This window comes from Peribacillus sp. NPDC060253 (genome assembly GCF_042727425.1).
Lineage (GTDB): Bacteria > Bacillota > Bacilli > Bacillales > DSM-1321 > Peribacillus.
In genome coordinates this window covers 1-17,320 of the sequence record NZ_JBHXAS010000068.1, presented here as the reverse complement: position 1 = coordinate 17,320, position 17,320 = coordinate 1, and the positions used below count along the sequence as shown (strand labels likewise).

General features: G+C 41.6%; 17 protein-coding genes. 5 read left to right on the top strand and 12 right to left on the bottom strand.

The window, feature by feature from the left end; translation table 11 throughout:
• Positions 1–25: 25 nt before the first annotated feature.
• The 3 genes from ACFWE9_RS17170 to ACFWE9_RS17160 form a co-directional block, all read right to left on the bottom strand.
• Entirely contained in the window at positions 26–2,395 is a 2,370-nt protein-coding gene (locus ACFWE9_RS17170) for a penicillin acylase family protein (protein WP_377357842.1), read from the bottom strand.
• 228 nt (positions 2,396–2,623) lie between these two features.
• A complete protein-coding gene (locus tag ACFWE9_RS17165; protein ID WP_377357840.1) occupies positions 2,624–3,064 on the bottom strand; it encodes a hypothetical protein in 441 nt (146 codons plus the stop codon).
• A 237-nt stretch (positions 3,065–3,301) separates the two neighbouring features.
• Positions 3,302–4,165, bottom strand: a complete 864-nt coding sequence (locus ACFWE9_RS17160) for an STAS domain-containing protein (protein ID WP_377357838.1) — start codon at positions 4,163–4,165, stop codon at positions 3,302–3,304.
• A gap of 144 nt (positions 4,166–4,309) precedes the next feature.
• Here ACFWE9_RS17160 and ACFWE9_RS17155 point away from each other — a divergent pair, with 144 nt between their 5' ends.
• Positions 4,310–4,453 carry a hypothetical protein gene (locus ACFWE9_RS17155; protein ID WP_230159444.1) on the top strand — a complete coding sequence of 48 codons (144 nt, stop codon included), beginning with the start codon at positions 4,310–4,312 and terminating at the stop codon, positions 4,451–4,453.
• 106 nt (positions 4,454–4,559) lie between these two features.
• Here the strand turns inward: ACFWE9_RS17155 and ACFWE9_RS17150 are convergent, their stop codons facing one another.
• The 4 genes from ACFWE9_RS17150 to ACFWE9_RS17135 form a co-directional block, all read right to left on the bottom strand.
• Positions 4,560–4,889 carry a hypothetical protein gene (locus ACFWE9_RS17150; RefSeq protein WP_230159443.1) on the bottom strand — a complete coding sequence of 110 codons (330 nt, stop codon included), beginning with the start codon at positions 4,887–4,889 and terminating at the stop codon, positions 4,560–4,562.
• A gap of 99 nt (positions 4,890–4,988) precedes the next feature.
• Positions 4,989–6,182 carry an MFS transporter gene (locus ACFWE9_RS17145; RefSeq protein ID WP_377357835.1) on the bottom strand — a complete coding sequence of 398 codons (1,194 nt, stop codon included), beginning with the start codon at positions 6,180–6,182 and terminating at the stop codon, positions 4,989–4,991.
• A 148-nt stretch (positions 6,183–6,330) separates the two neighbouring features.
• On the bottom strand, positions 6,331–7,653 hold the full coding sequence (locus ACFWE9_RS17140; protein WP_377357833.1) for an APC family permease: 1,323 nt from the start codon (positions 7,651–7,653) through the stop codon (positions 6,331–6,333).
• A gap of 375 nt (positions 7,654–8,028) precedes the next feature.
• On the bottom strand, positions 8,029–8,856 hold the full coding sequence (locus ACFWE9_RS17135; protein WP_290370600.1) for an undecaprenyl-diphosphate phosphatase: 828 nt from the start codon (positions 8,854–8,856) through the stop codon (positions 8,029–8,031).
• A 152-nt stretch (positions 8,857–9,008) separates the two neighbouring features.
• On the opposite strand from ACFWE9_RS17135, the gene ACFWE9_RS17130 reads away from it, so the two are divergent.
• Positions 9,009–9,752, top strand: a complete 744-nt coding sequence (locus tag ACFWE9_RS17130; protein ID WP_377357831.1) for a glycerophosphodiester phosphodiesterase — start codon at positions 9,009–9,011, stop codon at positions 9,750–9,752.
• Between the two features lie 60 nt (positions 9,753–9,812).
• Here ACFWE9_RS17130 and ACFWE9_RS17125 read toward each other — a convergent pair whose 3' ends face one another.
• Complete coding sequence (locus ACFWE9_RS17125) at positions 9,813–10,016, bottom strand: alpha/beta-type small acid-soluble spore protein (protein WP_063234094.1); 204 nt, start codon at positions 10,014–10,016, stop codon at positions 9,813–9,815.
• 167 nt (positions 10,017–10,183) lie between these two features.
• Here ACFWE9_RS17125 and ACFWE9_RS17120 point away from each other — a divergent pair, with 167 nt between their 5' ends.
• Both ACFWE9_RS17120 and ACFWE9_RS17115 read left to right on the top strand, forming a co-directional pair.
• Positions 10,184–11,470 carry a glycoside hydrolase family 18 protein gene (locus ACFWE9_RS17120; protein ID WP_230159439.1) on the top strand — a complete coding sequence of 429 codons (1,287 nt, stop codon included), beginning with the start codon at positions 10,184–10,186 and terminating at the stop codon, positions 11,468–11,470.
• A 273-nt stretch (positions 11,471–11,743) separates the two neighbouring features.
• The gene (locus ACFWE9_RS17115; protein WP_230159438.1) at positions 11,744–12,736 is read left to right on the top strand and encodes a potassium channel family protein; all 993 of its coding nucleotides are present in this window, start codon (positions 11,744–11,746) and stop codon (positions 12,734–12,736) included.
• Here ACFWE9_RS17115 and ACFWE9_RS17110 read toward each other — a convergent pair.
• The 3 genes from ACFWE9_RS17110 to ACFWE9_RS17100 form a co-directional block, all read right to left on the bottom strand.
• Positions 12,733–13,137 (bottom strand): YugN-like family protein, encoded by a 405-nt coding sequence (locus ACFWE9_RS17110; protein WP_230159437.1) that lies wholly within the window; start codon positions 13,135–13,137, stop codon positions 12,733–12,735. The two genes, ACFWE9_RS17115 and ACFWE9_RS17110, sit on opposite strands and share 4 nt — an antisense overlap.
• A gap of 382 nt (positions 13,138–13,519) precedes the next feature.
• Positions 13,520–14,866: a glucose-6-phosphate isomerase gene (locus tag ACFWE9_RS17105; protein ID WP_230159436.1), complete on the bottom strand. Its 1,347-nt coding sequence runs from the start codon at positions 14,864–14,866 to the stop codon at positions 13,520–13,522.
• A gap of 148 nt (positions 14,867–15,014) precedes the next feature.
• The gene (locus tag ACFWE9_RS17100; RefSeq protein ID WP_377357827.1) at positions 15,015–16,178 is read right to left on the bottom strand and encodes an iron-containing alcohol dehydrogenase; all 1,164 of its coding nucleotides are present in this window, start codon (positions 16,176–16,178) and stop codon (positions 15,015–15,017) included.
• A gap of 209 nt (positions 16,179–16,387) precedes the next feature.
• Between ACFWE9_RS17100 and ACFWE9_RS17095 the strand changes: the two genes are divergently transcribed.
• A complete protein-coding gene (locus ACFWE9_RS17095; protein ID WP_230159434.1) occupies positions 16,388–16,621 on the top strand; it encodes a DUF378 domain-containing protein in 234 nt (77 codons plus the stop codon).
• Positions 16,622–16,822: 201 nt separating this feature from the next.
• Here the strand turns inward: ACFWE9_RS17095 and yugI are convergent, their stop codons facing one another.
• A complete protein-coding gene (yugI, locus tag ACFWE9_RS17090) occupies positions 16,823–17,227 on the bottom strand; it encodes a S1 domain-containing post-transcriptional regulator GSP13 (protein WP_061143894.1) in 405 nt (134 codons plus the stop codon).
• Between the last annotated feature and the right edge of the window lie 93 nt (positions 17,228–17,320).

The following is a 17,320-nucleotide window of genomic DNA, read 5'->3' as shown; positions in this document are numbered from 1 at the left end:
TTTTTTTATGAAAAATATTCGTTTATCAGTATGATGGATTCAATGTCAGCTTATCCCCTTTTGGATCGGCTAATACGGTTTTGTGATAAGTACCTTCTGCCCAATCATCAAGCTGATCGTGGTACCATTCGCTTTTAACGTTACCCGATTGGCCCGGGCCAACGAGGTGATAGGCCTGACTCATGTCGGATAGGTCGATGACAAATCTCCAGGAGCCCCCATGATTAACGGTTCCGTCATCTAAAAATGCCGCTGCCTGTACGGTGACACTGCTGCCGCCGACCGGCAATCCACCGCCGCTGTTAAACAATAGATTTAACGGGGTGACACTCGATAGCGGGTGGTTAAACCTTACCTGATGATAGTCTCCCCATTCCCAATCAGCTATATCGTCACCTTGTGATTCTTCCAGTTCCCCTAACGTCTCCTGCAACGACTTTGCGAGTACCTGTTCTAGTCCGCCTGCCTCTTCAATCCAAGGACCTGGCTTTCCGTCCAGTGCCCGTCTCAGCAGTTCATCGACTGCAGAACGTCTTCCATTAAAGAGGTTGAGGGTCTCCTCAAGTATTTCTTCTGTAAGCAGGACTTCCCCTATTTTTTTCATCCAGACATTAAATATCATCGGTGCCGCTTCATCAACAGAGTCAATCTGATTCCATTTCTTCAGAATCCTTAGAGCCTGGTCTTCCTGTTTACCCGATGAGCCTTTCAATACCTCCAGGAATTGAGGGACAAACTCCTTAGCTTGCAGATTCACCTGATCCATCTGCAGACTTTGCATATCCTCTGCCGTAAGCTTTTTATTGGCCTTTAAAAACTCCTGTATCCTCATCTGACGGTAAGGCTGTGCCCAGTTATTGCTGATGTGGTACGGGTAATCATCTGAGATGACTTTATTATTGGCTGTCGAAATGAACCCTTCTTTTGGATTGATCGTTTTTGGAAGTTCATCAAATGGAATATAGCCCTTCCATTCATATTCATCTGTCCATCCAGGTACAGGCAGCATACTATCTCCTTTTTTCCGGATTGGGATCTTGCCGTTCGCCTTATAGGCAATGGTCCCATCGACCGAGGCAAAGACGAAATTCTGTGCCGGCGTTTCAAATTTCAGTAGTGCCTTTTCGAAATCTTTCCAGTTTGCCGCTTTATTCATATTCAATACGGCTTCAAGCTCGGCAGATGGATCAAGTGCCGTCCACCTTAATGCAAGCACAGTATCTTTTCCGCTTTTGCCGGCAAACTCGGAGACAACCGGTCCATGGCGGGTAACCGTCACTTTATAGTCAAGTGTCTTCCCATCCTTCACCTTGATCGGTTCGTCCAAGATTTTTGCTTTTTTCCATTTATCTTTGAAGGCAAATTCCATCTCATTTTCCGGGTTTCTCTTTTCAATAAACAGATCCTGGACATCCGGACCTGTATTGGTCACACCCCAAGCGATCTTTTCGTTATGACCAAGAATAATTCCCGGAACCCCGGCAAAGATAACACCGCTCACATTGACTGACGGGGCCTCCAAATGCATTTGATACCAAACGGACGGTGTAGCTAACCCTAGATGAGGATCGTCTGCCAAAAGCGGCTGACCGGAATCCGTTTTCTTACCCGATACAACCCAGTTATTGCTGCCATTGAATTCATAAGGAATAACGGCCCCAGCGAAACTTTTTTCAATATCCAGTTCTTCCTTACTTATAATATAAGGAGCGTTCTTTGGATAATTCGGGAATAAATCATACGCTTTTTCCTTTGGGAAAGTTTGCAGCAAATACTGTCTAAACGCCTGATCTTCCCAGTTCCCGCCTAAATCAAAAGCCATATATTTACCGATGGTGAGCGAATCGACGGGTGTCCATGGCTCTGGTTCGTATCCAAGTAAAGTGAACTCGACCGGCCATTTTCCATTCTCCTTCAATTCATCGATATAAAGATTGACCCCTTCTGCAAATACATCCAAGGCTTCTTTCCCGTCACTTGTATATTCTGCATAGGAGGCCTCAGCTGCCCGCCTCAACCCAAGTGTGCGGAAATATTTATCATTCTTGACGGTTTTCTCACCAATCACTTCACTCAATCTTCCTGACGCCTGACGCCTGCTTAAATCCAATTGAAATAAACGGTCTTGTGCTTGGATGTACCCTTGTGCTAAATATAAATCATGTTCATTTGCAGCGTTAATATGAGGGACACCACTGGAATCCCTCACAACTGTAACCGCTTCCAAAAGACCTGGAAGCGATATTTCCCCCTTTGTTTCCGGCAAGGGTCTTGATAGAAATACATTTGCTGCAATCAAGACAGACAGCAAAAGTAAAATCAGGATTCCAAAACTCCATAGTGCACGTTTTCTCCACTTCCGTTTTGGTTTTTGCTGGGGCACGGCAACTTCCATCAATTCATCTCCCTTTCCCTATAAAACTCTCTCTCTCTAACTTTCTACTTAAGGTATTCCGCATTTCATCCCAGCTTTCCTACCAACTTCCCAACTTTCTCTCTTTTCCCCAAGTATCATAGCGATTTTTTGATTTTCCTGAAGTGAGGATTAAATTATTATCACGATTCCCTATAAACGTTAATCGATACAAAAACACCGATACTATGTATCGATGTTAGGGGAAGGTCAGCTATTTTTAATTATGTATTCAATCACTTTATCTACATCATCGGAATAAAAAAGGGCCTTATCAAAGTCATGGGCCGCCTTCGTCTCGGCTTCCATGTATTCAACCATGGAAAGTAAACCAAAGAGCCTCTTCCATTTATGGTTTTTCTCCAGAAGTTTTCTTTCCCTTTTTATATCCTCTGGTATGAATTCGTTGATGATAAAACAAGGGTCAGAAAATGCGGGGTACAAAAAATGGTCGTTCAAGTTTCGTAATTTTTCTTGATCCCATTCCACCCTGACCAAATCCGATATGACCGTCACATTTTGGACCGAGTCGAGGATGCGCTTTGACAGTGCATCATATTCTTCGTCTTCCAATCCGTTATCTGTCATGATTCCTATACAATACCATTTTTCATCCGGTTCCAGATCATCATTTTTCTTCTTAAAAAACACTCTTCATCCACCTTCCTTTAAGCCTTATATGACTCATCTGTTTGAGAGTTGTTTCTGTATGTGTCTCACCATTCACGTTTTTTCCATTCGTCACAAGGGCGGGGTATGTGCAACATGCTCTTTCCGCCATTTCACTATACCATGAAGAAATATCATTAGGATGATAAAAGGATAAAACTCAAACTCCATAAATACTTCGTCATACAAAAAAAGATATCCTGAAAAAGGATACCTCCATCATATTGGTTGAATTGCCAGTCCTCTCTGTTTAAAGAGGTATTCCATAGCCTGCGCGAAGGATAGAAAAGCTTCTACCTGGTTAGCAAAATCTAATTTTTCAATTTGTTTCACCACATCGGGAGTGAAACCGACGAACATCGTTTCCGTTCCCATCAACGACAGTGCCCCCACCAATTGATCGAGCAGGGAAAGTACATTACTTTCCTTCGTAAAGATAATGCCGGAGAAATCCATGATCAATACTTCCGCATGAAAATCTGCACATTTTTGCAGCACCGTCGATTGCATCGACTCCATTCTCCAATCATCAATGCGCCCGATCAACGGTATAAGCAGGACATCCTTTAAAAAAGTCTGAACGATCGGAGTTGCCAATTCTTCCATGACTTCTTGGTTTTCTTTTATCTTCTTCAAAGAATCCTTTGCCGCTTTTGCCATTTGTTTATAATGATTCACATAACTAATACTCACACAATGAATGTATTGGTCAAGGATTGCATCAATTATCGAACTTGCCTTTAGCAAAATTTCAATCGAGTAATAACGGTTGCTTACCTCTTCTTCAATGAAACTCCAGAAAAGGTTACGCACCAGCTGAGCTTCCCCGATATTCTTATCTAAAGGAACGCCCATATCCACGATGCGCTTTCCAATTGTCATGCCCGTTACTTTCATACTTTCCATCGCTTGTTCCTTACCATGAATCAAAGCATCTGCATGAATTTGAATGAGCTGTGACCTTACCTCTTTACTTGTTTCAAAATCAAGGAGTGGGTCCTCTTCTTCAAACAACTCGATATGTTCCACTAAAATATATTTGAATTTTTCAATTTTTTCACCGATCATTCTTAATTCTTCCATGTAAACCTCCCATACAGGGCTTTTATCACATTTTATCAAACTATTAATGATTAAGGATATAAATTCCTTCTATTACCAATATGATAATAGACGTTTACCCTTTTCTTAAAAAGGGTAAACGATATATGACTTGGAGGGATTACCATGAAAAAAGATCAACAAGACTTTGAATCAGAAAACATGAGCGATTTAGTCGAACTGATAAACAGTAAAAATAACAGCCGCAGGATATTGGATGTACTACGGCGTAATAAAAAGGATAAAGGTAAAAGCAAAGATAAAAAATGAAAAAGCCCAGTCCAACATGGCCTGGGTTTTTGAATGGATAAAATAAAAGAGCTGAATTCGTTTTTTAAACAAACTCAGCTCTTCCGCCATTATTTACTGTTTGACACTATCTTTTTCTCCGAATTTCCTTCACATGGTTTCCCTCGGTAGTTATATAGACTGTTTCATCAATTTTGTATGTTAAATAACGGTCACAATCTATTTCCAACGTTTTCCCATTGCTGAACTTCATTGCGCAATTGGAACCCTCTTCGGTTTCCGTCACATCAATGACTTTGTTCGTCTTAAAACCGACCGCCTTGCCATCGGAGAAATGAGGATAGTATTTTTCAACAATCTCCACTTTTTCCAACCTGCCCGGACTTGTTAAGTATACAACGAATAATATAATTAAAACGGCTATTAACCCAACGAGAATTACTGCTTTTCGTTTCACTCTATCTATTAACCTCTTCTCTTATCAATCTATTATTCAATATCCATTTTCACTAGATTATATTCAGGATTCCAGAAAATCATGATAGAAAAGATCATTTTATTTAGCGATTTTCACTTTTTCAACCATCATTGCACAAATAGCCGCCAGAACGATTAGAATGGATACAGCCGAGATGACCCCTCCCCAGCCGAACCTCATCAGAAATAAACCGCCTGATGCCCCAATGACACTAGACCCAGCATAGTAAAATAGTAGATATAAAGAGGATGCCTGTGCCTTTTCACTTTTTTCGGCTAAACTCCCAACCCAGCTGCTCGCAATTGAATGAGCTCCAAAAAAGCCAAATGTAAACAGGGCAAGCCCGATTATTTTCAGCATAAGCGGATCCAATAACGTTAAAAGGGCACCCACTAGCATGATTGCGATTCCAGAAAGAAGAACGAGCCTCCGACTATATTGATCCGCAAGCTTCCCCATCCATGTAGAACTAAATGTTCCAACAAGATAAATAATGAAAATGAAGCCGATCAATGTCTGTGATAAATGATATGGCGGTCCCATTAATGGTATACCCACAAAGTTATAAACCGTAACAAACGAGCCCATTAATAGGAAAGCCATACCGAATAAGAGTACTAGTCTGCTATTCCTTAAGTTATTAATCAGAGATGTTTTTATTCTCGATACTGAGACTCCTACGCGGACAGCATGATGCGAAGGAGGAAGCATCCACCAAAAAGCCAGACTGATGGCCAAACTTAAAGCTCCAAGGCTGCCAATCGCTATGTTCCATGAGAAGTGATCAGTCAGGACCCCTACAATCAGCCTGCCAGCCAATCCTCCAATGCTCGAACCACTCACGTAAATTCCCATCACATAGCCCAGACTTTTCGGATGAAATTCTTCATTGATGTAGGCCATGGCTATTGCCGGGAATCCAGCAAGCACAGCTCCTTGAATCGCTCGTATTGCAATCAGGATGTATAAGTCATCATGGATGAAGCTGACACATATGGATAACAAAGCAGACAACGTGAGCGCTGTCCCCATTATTTTTTTCCTATCGATATTTTCAGAGAAAAAGGAAACAAGCAATAAACATATGGCAAGCGTTCCTGTTGCAAAAGATAATGTCAGACTTGCCATTGCCGGAGAAACGCCGAATTGCTTGGCGAATACCGGAATGACCGGTTGCGTGCTATATAGATCGGCAAACGTTACAAAGCTGCCAAGAAATAAAGCCAAGATTGTCTTCCTGAATGATTTACCAGCTGGCTCAATATAATTCACGTTAATTCAGACCCTTCACTTTTAAACTTTTCCCCTATGTTAATACGAACTGACTAAGTTGTCTATTTCACCACTTTTGTCCAAAGGGGAGTTTCGTTCCAGCAATTTATAAAAAAAACCTTCACTGCACGGAGTGAAGGGTTTTTCATTAATATGACCGTTTATCATTCCGCTCACTTTTTTTAAGAAGCCAATATACAGGCATACCTATAATGAGGATGATCACCGAGTACAGGGCATTTAAAGGTGTTTGGATTAATGTGCTTAAAACAATATATATTGCACCAGCAATCGCCACGATGGGAATCAATGGGTAGAATGGTACTTTATACGTTTTCGCATCCGGATCTTTCTTCCGTAAGATAAAGACCGCAAAGAAGGCTAATCCATAAAAACAGAAGACAGAGAAGACGGCCATATTGGTAAGTTTGTCAGGGTCTGTTGCAACCATCATGATGATTGCAATGATCACTTGTAATATCGTCGCATTTATTGGCGTTTTAAACTTGGGCGATATTTTCCCGATTTGTTTATGGCCAGGCATCATTTTATCATTCGCCATCGCAAATGTTATGCGCGGAAAGGTCAGAAGCTTTCCGTTCAAGCAACCGAAGATTGAAATCGCTATTCCGATTGATATCAATTTCCCGCCCAATTCACCAAATAGAAGCGTTGCCGCAACATTCGCTGCATTCGTACCATGAGCTATGACTCCCTCTGCTCCCAATACATGAAGCATGGCAAGGTTTACAGCTAAGTAAGCGACCATGACCACGACTAAGCCCGTTATGATTGCTCTCGGCAACGTTTTCTGCGGGTTTTTCATTTCTCCTGCCATGAAGCCGACATTCATCCAGCCATCATACGCCCAGAGCGTAGCCAAAATCGCACCGGCCATACTGATTTTCATTGAACCTTCACTGTTGATATTGAATACAGGCATATCACCTTGTGCGATACCGAACACTGCTATGAAAATGATGGGGATCAATTTAGCAACGGTCGATATGGTTTGTATCATACCGCCGTATTTTGTCCCCAGCAGGTTCATCCCTGCTATAAATACAATCGTAAGAATTCCTATTGCCAAAGTGTAGTCTGAAGCGATATTAAATATTCCTGCGACTAATAACCCGAAGTATAAACTGAGTGCACCCATGACTGCAGGTCCATATACCAATGTTTGAACCCAGCCGCATAGGAATCCCCATGCTTTTCCATACACTTCTTCCATATAAACATATAAGCCTCCCGTTTTAGGAATCCGTGTACTCACTTCCGCAATCGTCAATCCGCTTGCCAGGGTAATTAGACCACCTATCAACCAAGCCAACAAGCCCATGGTTGAATTACCGCTTAACTCAAGCACGTCACCAGGTCTCATGAAAATACCAGAACCAATAACTGTACCAACTACAATAGATGTTCCAACCCAAAAGCCAACCGTTTTCTTCAATTGGTCATTTCCCATGACGTCCTCCCCAGGTGTACACATGTACTTATTTTATACTAAAATTATATCATGAAAATTATCCAAGAATAGTTTATGTAATAGTCAGAATCTTCTTGTAAATAACAAGACCCATTGGTATTACTGTGCTCAGGGGACTATATTACATTTATATTTTTTTTACTAATTATGCCTGGAACTGCACTTAAAACCGAATATTTTTTTCAATACAAAAGATTATTCTATTTTTTTATCAAAAATAACGAATTAAAAATCTCTAAACATAAAAATCATTCGTTATATCATTTCGGTAATTCTCTGCATATTTTTCGGGCATAAAAAAACCACCCCATATAAACAGGGTGGTTTCACTCCTCTTTCATGCTTCGGTTCGTATTACCAAATAATGAATAGAAGCACAACTGCCAAGACAATCCGATAGATGGCAAATGGAGTCAATTTAACTTTATTGATTAATTTCAAGAAAAAGCGAATGCAGAATAAAGCAAAGATAAATGCACTGATGAAACCAGCGATAAAAAATGGCAAAACATCAGGTGTGAAGAATTCCCAATATTTCACGATTTTCAACAGACTGGCGCCTGCCATGATCGGCACTGCCATGATGAACGTGAAATCGGAAGCAGCCCGATAGCTCATCCCTAAAAGCACACCGCCGGAAATCGTTGAACCTGAACGGGAAAATCCAGGCCATAATGATAAACATTGAATTAACCCAACTCCAAGGGCTTGTTTATATGTGATTTGGTCAACCGTTTCAGCAGTCAACCTTGGACGGAATTTATCCGCAGCAATCATCAATAACGCGCCCAGGAACAATCCGACGATAACCGTCTTCATCGTAAATAAATTTTCATCGATGTAATCTTCGAACAATAAACCTAAAACGGCAGCCGGTAACAAACCGACGATGATCTGCAATAGGTTTAGCTTTTTGCCCTTCACAGCAGATGTGTCCTTCAATCTTCTTAATCCAAGCAAGTCCATAAACCGCCCCCAGAAGAGCACGACTACAGCCAGTATCGAACCAAGCTGGATGACCACCTTGAACGCATTGGCCACTTCACTCCCGTAAAGCTCGCTCGACTTCAGCCATAAATCATCGACGATAATCATATGCCCAGTGGACGATACTGGAGCAAATTCAGTTAATCCTTCAACAAGCCCAAGGACAACCGCAACAAAAATTTCCCACATATTCATTATTTTCACCTCATAATTCGAACACCTATTTATGGAAATACCATTAGTATTGTACTCGTTGTTTAAATCATTGTCTATTAAACATAGCTAAAACATTTTAAGGGTATATGTATGATAGGTTCTAGATAAAGTTTAAAGGGGAAGTGATGAATTTGCAAAGCATAAAAATTTTCGCCCATAGAGGGTCCAAAGGAACTCACCCTGAAAATACCATGGCCGCCTTTCAAAAGGCTGCAGAAATCGGTGCAGAGGGAATCGAGTTCGATGTCCATCTTAGTTCTGATGGGGAGTTGGTCATAATTCATGATGAAACACTTGATCGAACGACCTCACTTACAGGGTACGTAAAAGATCATTCGGCACAAATGCTGAAAACAGCGGATGCCGGGGGTAAATTCTCCAAGAAATTCCTTGGAGAGCCGATCCCTTTTTTAACGGATGTTTTCGACTGGGCCAGGGGTAATGCACTTTTGATGAATATCGAAATAAAAACGGATAAACTCGCTTACGAAGGAATCGAACAGAAGATTATAGATGCAATTCGTCAATATCGAATGGAAAGCCGGGTGGTCCTTTCCTCCTTCAACCATGAATCGATTGAAAAAGCGAAGGTGCTTGCTCCAGAACTTGAACGTGCTTTATTGTTCGAGGGGCTTCCTGATAACTTCGAAGAAATCTTAAGTGAAAAAATGGAATCCGGATTTCATCCTGATAAAAATAGCCTCACTGAAGCCATAGCTGAAGCGGCAAAAAAACTTGGATACAAAATCCGTCCTTGGGTCGCCAATGATGAAACGGACATCATCAAGCTTGCTAAGATGGATGTGGACGTTATCATGACAGACTTCCCTGAAAAGGCAATCAAAATTTTAAAGGCTTGGAAGGCAACTAGCTGAACAATGCGAAAGAGAAGGAGCGATGCTCCTTCTCTTTCTAATCCATTTTTATTCAGTTAATTAACGAGCATATCCGCCTAATTGTTGCTCAGCCATTTGTACTAAACGTTTTGTGATTTCCCCACCAACAGATCCGTTAGCGCGAGAAGTAGTGTCAGCACCTAGGTTTACACCAAATTCACTAGCGATTTCATTCTTCATTTGTTGTAGAGCTTGCTCTGCACCAGCTACTACTAGTTGATTGCTGTTATTGTTGTTTGCCATTTGTTTTCACCTCCTACTAATATTAATTAGCATTTTAGGCTTAAATTATTATTGCCAATTTATTGAATTATTTTTTCTTTTCTATTCCTTCAATCCAAAGCTCTTTATCATGAATTTCTTTTTATGCTCATAAACTGTTAGGAAACTTTCAGTAGGAGGGAAAATAATTGCAAATACATGTGGTTAGGCCAGGCCAGACGTTATTTGGCATCGCCCAGACGTACAGCGTAACCGTCGATCGGCTCGTGGAAACAAATAAGATTCCTAACCCAAATAATCTTGTTTCGGGGCAGGCCCTTGTCATTCCAATTGTCGGAAGCTATTATTTCGTTCAACCGGGTGATAGTCTTTATTCCATTTCCCAAAAGGTTAATGTCCCTTTTCAAGAATTGGCAAAAATAAACGGAATTTCCGAAAATCAGTCCTTATCCGTGGGATATCGTCTCTATGTTCCGGCACGTAAGAAAAGGACCGCCGAATTCAACGGCTATGTCGAGCCGAGGGGTACGACCGTCGCACCTGCCCTTGTGACGGCCACAAGAGAGGCTGCGCCCTATTTAACCTACTTAGCTCCATTCAGCTTCCAGGTGCTTCGTGACGGCTCCTTAAAAGAGCCCTTGCTCGATGATTTCCCTGCCATCGCCAGGGAAAACAAAAATGTCTTAATGATGGTGATCACGAATCAGGAAAATGACCAATTCAGCGATGAGCTCGGACGAATCATCTTAACGAATACTTCCGTTCAAAATAAATTCCTGAACAACATCGTTGCAACCGCCAAGAAATACGGTTTCAGGGATATCCACTTTGACTTTGAGTTTTTGCGGCCGGCAGATAAAGAAGCCTATAATCAATTTCTCCGAAAAGCCAAGGAGCGATTCAAGAAAGAAGGATGGTTCATTTCAACGGCACTTGCCCCGAAAACAAGTGCGGAACAAAAAGGACGCTGGTATGAGGCACATGACTATAAGGCACATGGTGAAATCGTCGACTTTGTTATCATCATGACTTACGAATGGGGATTTAGCGGCGGACCAGCAATGGCAGTGTCTCCAATTGGACCTGTTCGCGATGTACTCGAATATGCCATCACCGATATTCCCGCCAACAAAATCCTGATGGGTCAAAACCTTTACGGCTATAATTGGACCCTGCCTTTTGTTCAGGGATCCACAGCCAAGGCTGTAAGCCCTCAGCAGGCCATCCAAATTGCGGCGGCCAATAATGTAGCCATCGAGTATGATGAAACCGCCCAGGCCCCACATTTCAGATATACAGATATTGAAGATAAGCAGCATGAGGTATGGTTTGAAGATGCCAGATCGATTCAGGCAAAATTCGATTTACTTAAAGAACTGAATTTGAGAGGGATGAGTTATTGGAAACTCGGCCTATCCTTCCCGCAAAACTGGCTGCTCATCAGCGATAACTTTAACGTACGCAGAAGGGTTTGAGGCCAGAATGAGCCTATCCTCAATTTCTTGGAATGCCAAAGCGTAAACGGGCATATAATCCATCAACGAGCATGAAGTCCAGGTTCAGGATACGTGACTCAACCACAAAAGCCTTCCGGCGTTTTCCGGAGGGCTTTTGTCATTTTCCCGTATTCTAGTTGCAGTTTTCCAGTTAATTTGCCGGAATTCATAACTTAAAGTTTTCCGCCTTCACCTTATGAGCAAAGCTTTTTTTGACCATACTAAAAGGAACAGCTTAAGGGGTGTGAAAACATGATTCGAATCAGTCCATTCAATAGCGCCTTTCCTAGAATTCCGCGTATCATTAGATTGCTTTCCATCATCGCGTTATTTTTGCTCTCATTCGGGATTGTGATTCACCTTGTGGAGCCAAAGAGATTTCCCACCTTACTTGATGGCATCTGGTGGGCAATCGTGACGATGTCAACGGTAGGTTACGGAGATTACACGCCAGTGACCAATCTTGGTAAAGTCATTGGGATCATCCTCATATTGTCAGGTGCGGGCCTGGTCACCTCTTATTTTGCGTATATTGCTAAAATGTCCATTTCCACCGAACAGCAATTTTTAACGGGAAAAAAAGAATTCAGTGGCGGCGGTCATATTATCATAGTGGGCTGGAATGAACGCTCCAAGAGAATCATCCAAAACATCCATGACCTTAAACATCATCAATCCATTGTTCTTATAGATGATACGCTGCAAAAGCACCCGCTTCCAAGAACGAATATCCACTTCGTTCAAGGAAAAGCTACATTGGATCCCGTTTTGCAAAAAGCTAATATCAAACAAGCCATACGTGTCCTTATCACAGCGGACCTCAAGCAAGACGAGCTGCAAACGGATATGTTCTCGATATTAACGTTACTGGCTGTCAAAGGCATGAATCCGAGCGTTTATTGTCTTGTGGAGATTTTGACGTATGAACAAAAGGGAAACGCTTTACGGGCTGGAGCGGACGGGATCGTCGAAACGAATAAATTCGCAAGTAACTATATGCAGGATCGCTTATCTAAAGGGATTCTTTGGGATGCCGATGGGCAAAATGAAAGGCATGGATTGAACGTCAAAGAGCTGCCCCTTCAGATGGAATGGGCAGAATTAACCTTCAAACAGTTGAGCGTAAAGCTAATTGACAAGAACATGATATTGGTCGGTATCATTTCAGGAGGCAGGACAGTCATCAAGCCCCCTCTTGATGTAATCATACATCTTAATGATACCCTACTAATCATTGAAGATTAATGTAATAAAAGCTTTTCCAAATCACGGACAAGCGATTTTCCATAAGAGATATAGTTTTCAGGAAATTCAGCATCCGGGTCTTCCGGTTCAGCAAACTGATTGAAGGAAGCAGAGAGGTTACCGATATTCCCTTCATCGTCAACACCATCCTCGTATTTATGAGATAACAAAAACGGTTGTAAAAGTTCCACCATTACCCCATCCTTATCGAGTGAACCATCAACAGCCTTGAAAGGAACACGTAAGAACTGGTATCCATCACTGTCATCCATTTTATAATCAAAAGACCCGTGATCATAATCCCAGCCTCCGCCGATCACATAGCCTTCCGGTTTTAACTTCGTTTCCAGATCGAACAGCCCGAATGTTTTCCCTTCCAACTCAGAAGAAACTTTAATCATTGTAAAAAACCTCTTTCGCTAATTTTCTATTAGCATAACCAAAAGGTCATTAAAAAAACCTGGATTGACCCTATACTTAGCATAAAGGAGATCGGGCCTCCATAATAATTTCCAAGCTCTTTTCACCTTCGTTGCTTCACCCGACTTCTCCAATTGCAATAGCTGGATCTCTCATCTCGATTTAGCGCATTTCCTGTTGCAACCGCTGGATCGCCTGCAGCTTTTCTTTAGCTGTTTCACCCAATTATATCGGACTGGAGCCGCGCTCTCAGTCTCCCTAACCTCTTGATGCTACTGCCGAACCATTTTTGAGCAGAATTTGCAAGTTCAAAAAAAAGGTACCAAGCTGGATGTATATTACATCTGCTTGATACCTTTTTTATTATAAGCGCTGCTCTAGCTCCGCTTTTTTCTCTTCATAACCCGGCTTGCCTAAAAGCGCAAACATGTTCACTTTATACGCTTCCACTCCAGGCTGATCAAACGGATTGACACCTAATAGGTAACCGCTCATTGCACAAGCTTTTTCGAAGAAATACACAAGATAGCCAAAAGTATATGCATCAAGCTGCGGAACCGTTACGATCAGGTTTGGAACGCCACCGTCCGTATGGGCTAAAAGCGTACCCTCGAATGCTTTATTATTGACGAATTGAACGGTTTCCCCTGAAAGATAATTCAGACCATCCAAGTCATTATCCGCTTCTTCAATTAATAATTCATGACGCGCCTTTTCCACTTTGATGACTGTTTCAAAAAGGTCACGCCGACCTTCCTGAACATACTGCCCTAATGAATGCAGATCAGTTGAAAAGTTAGCTGATGAAGGGAAAATCCCTTTTTGATCCTTTCCTTCACTTTCTCCGAATAATTGTTTCCACCACTCAGAGAAGTATTGAAGTCCAGGCTCATAGTTTATCAGCATTTCAATGGTTTTCCCTTTATTGTATAGGACATTACGAACCGCAGCATATTGGTAGGCCTGATTATCAGCAAGCTCGGAAGAACTGAAGTCCACCCTGGCACGCTCAGCTCCCTCCATGATTTGATCAATATCCGCCCCGCTGACCGCAATCGGAAGCAACCCAACGGCTGTTAAAACCGAATAACGTCCGCCAACATCATCAGGGATTACGAAAGTTTGGAAGCCTTCCTCCGTTGCCACCGTTTTTAATGCGCCCTTTTCTTTATCAGTGGTCGCATAAATACGGCTTTTAGCTTCTTCCACTCCATATTTTTGTTCCAGCAGTTTCCGGAAAATCCTGAAGGCTAGTGCAGGTTCAGTGGTTGTACCCGATTTAGAAATAACATTGATTGAGAAATCCCTATTTTCCAATAGGTCCATTACGTCTTGCATATATGTAGAGCTTATATTGTTACCTACAAAAAGAATCTGCGGTGTATTCCTTTTGTCCGAAGGCAAAATGTTATAAAAACTATGTTGAAGCATCTCAACTGCCGCACGTGCTCCCAAGTATGATCCACCGATTCCGATAACCAATAACACATCAGAATCTTCTTTTATTTTTGCTGCCGCTTTTTTGATTCGCGAGAACTCTTCTTTATCATAATTGGCGGGTAAATCAATCCAGCCAAGATATTCATTGCCTGCCCCTGTCTGTTCATGCAGAGAATGGTGTGCCACTTTTACAGCATCCTGTAAATAAGTTATTTCATGCTCCCCGAAAAACGGCAGGGCTTTTGAATAATCGAAACGTATATGGGACATTCCAATTCCTCCTCGAATTTTAACTTTCCCTTTCACTTTATCTGATGTAATTCTCATAATCAAGAAAACATAAAGTAAAAAAACGGATTATGCCTTTCAAAGTACTCTCCCACCTGCCAAGGCGGGAGATCTGCAACATTTCACTGAATTATAATGAAGCCCTTAAAATGGCTAGGACATCTTCACGGTTCAGGATTTTGAATCGTCCAAATTCCCCTCTGCTCATCGCTTTATCAGCCATGACTTCCAACTGTGAGTCATCGATGCCATAATCCGAGAGATTGGTCGGAGCCCCTAAGCTGCTCCAAAATGCCCGAAGTCGTTCAATGCCCTCTAATGCCGCTTCCTCATCCGTTTTACCTTCAGGATCGACATGGAACACGCGGACTGCAACTTGTTTAAAACGTGTGACATTTTCATGGAGCACATGTTTCATCCAATTCGGGAATAAGATCGCCAATCCGCCGGCGTGAGGGATATCATAAACCGCTGAAACGGCGTGCTCAATGTTATGAGTTGCCCAATCACCACTGTAACCAACCCCAAGTGAACCATTCAAGGCTAGATTTCCCGCGTATAAGATAGTGGCACGATGCTCATAATCCTCAAGTTCTTCCAATAATTTAGGAGCCGTTTCAATAACGGTCAATAACAGCGATTCACAAAAACGATCCTGAAGAGGTGCATGCGTTTCCGGATGGAAGTACGTTTCGAACACATGTGACATCATATCAACCATTCCGTATACCGTTTGATCTTTTGGAACCGAAAAAGTATTTTCAGGATCCAAAATCGAGAATTGAGGAAATACCAATGGACTTCCCCATCCATATTTCTCTTTCGTTTCCCAGTTTGTTATGACAGAGCCTGAATTTGCTTCAGAGCCCGTTGCAGCTAACGTCAGTACCGTTCCAAATGGAAGGGCTTCTTCGACTGGTGCCTTTTTAATGACGAGATCCCATGGGTCCCCCTCATATTTAGCACCTGCAACAATGGCCTTTGTAGCGTCTATAACGCTTCCACCGCCAACAGCAAGTACAAAATCGATACGATGTTCTTTACAAATATCCACACCTTTTCGGACCGTTGAGATGCGTGGATTCGGTTCAACTCCGGAAAGTTCGTATACCTCTGCATCAATCTCTTTCAAGGCATTGATTACTTTTTCATATAAGCCATTTTTCTTAATGCTTCCTCCACCGTATACAAGCAAAACTTTATTACCGTAAGAGGGTATTTCCGATTTTAAGCTTTCAAGCTGACCTTTCCCGAAAATTACTTTAGTAGGATTTTTATAAGTGAAATTCTCCAATGGATATCTCTCCTTTTTATATCACATAGACCACTTTCGCGACTATATTGCGTCCACTTTGTCCATGAATGTTTTTACTTTTCTTCATTATGACCAATGTTCCAGGTAAATACAAAATATCCGTCCGGTACTTTTGTAAGGATGTATATTTACATGATGAAAAAGCATGATAAGTAATGAACTAACCTATTTTAAAAGGAGGATGTACAATGAGTGGAATACAAAGAACTGCACTTGTACTTACAATAATCGGAGCAATAAATTGGGGATTAATTGGATTTTTCCAATTTGACTTAGTCGCCTCTATTTTCGGTGGACAAGATGCTACTTTGGCACGGATCATTTATGGATTGGTTGGAATTGCCGGTCTTGTTAATCTTGGACTTCTCTTCAAACCTAGTCCTGAAATTTCTAGAGAGCCTGAAACCAGACCGACTCGTTAAAAATCTTAAGTTCATGGGACATTGTTTATGACCTATATAATAAAGCCGGACCATGGGTTACATGACCGGCTTTATTTCATTCCTATGCCCCGCCTGCCAATACGCGATAGGTAGAGGTAACTCTGTCTCATTATTACAAGACAGCCAAGAACTAAAATGGACAAAAAAAAACCGACAAATCAAATTTGCCGGTTTACAAAATTATTTTTTGATTAAGTCTTCGCGTTGAGATTGTTCAATCCACTCTTGAAGTTTGTCTTTCAATGTGTTGAAACCTTCAGTAGATTCGATGTGAGATGTTGCTTTAACAGATGCTTGGCGTTTTTTCGGAGCTTTTTTCGGAGCTTCAGTACGCTCAGGAGCTTCTTCTGTAGCACGAATCGATAAGCCGATTTTTCCAGCAGCTGAATCGATGGAAAGAACTTTAACTTTTACTTCATCGCCCACTTTTAAATGTTCGTTGATATCTTTAACGAATCCGTGAGTAATTTCAGAAATATGAACTAAACCTTGAGTTGAATCATCTAAAGCAACAAAAGCACCGTATGGTTGAATACCAGTTACTTTACCAGTAACTACCGCACCAATTTCGAATTTTTCAGACATGGTAACACTCCTATTTTATATATATTTTTTCGTCTTTTCACGCAATAAAAAATTATATCACATAATTGGTAAATAATCAAAGTTAAGTATACC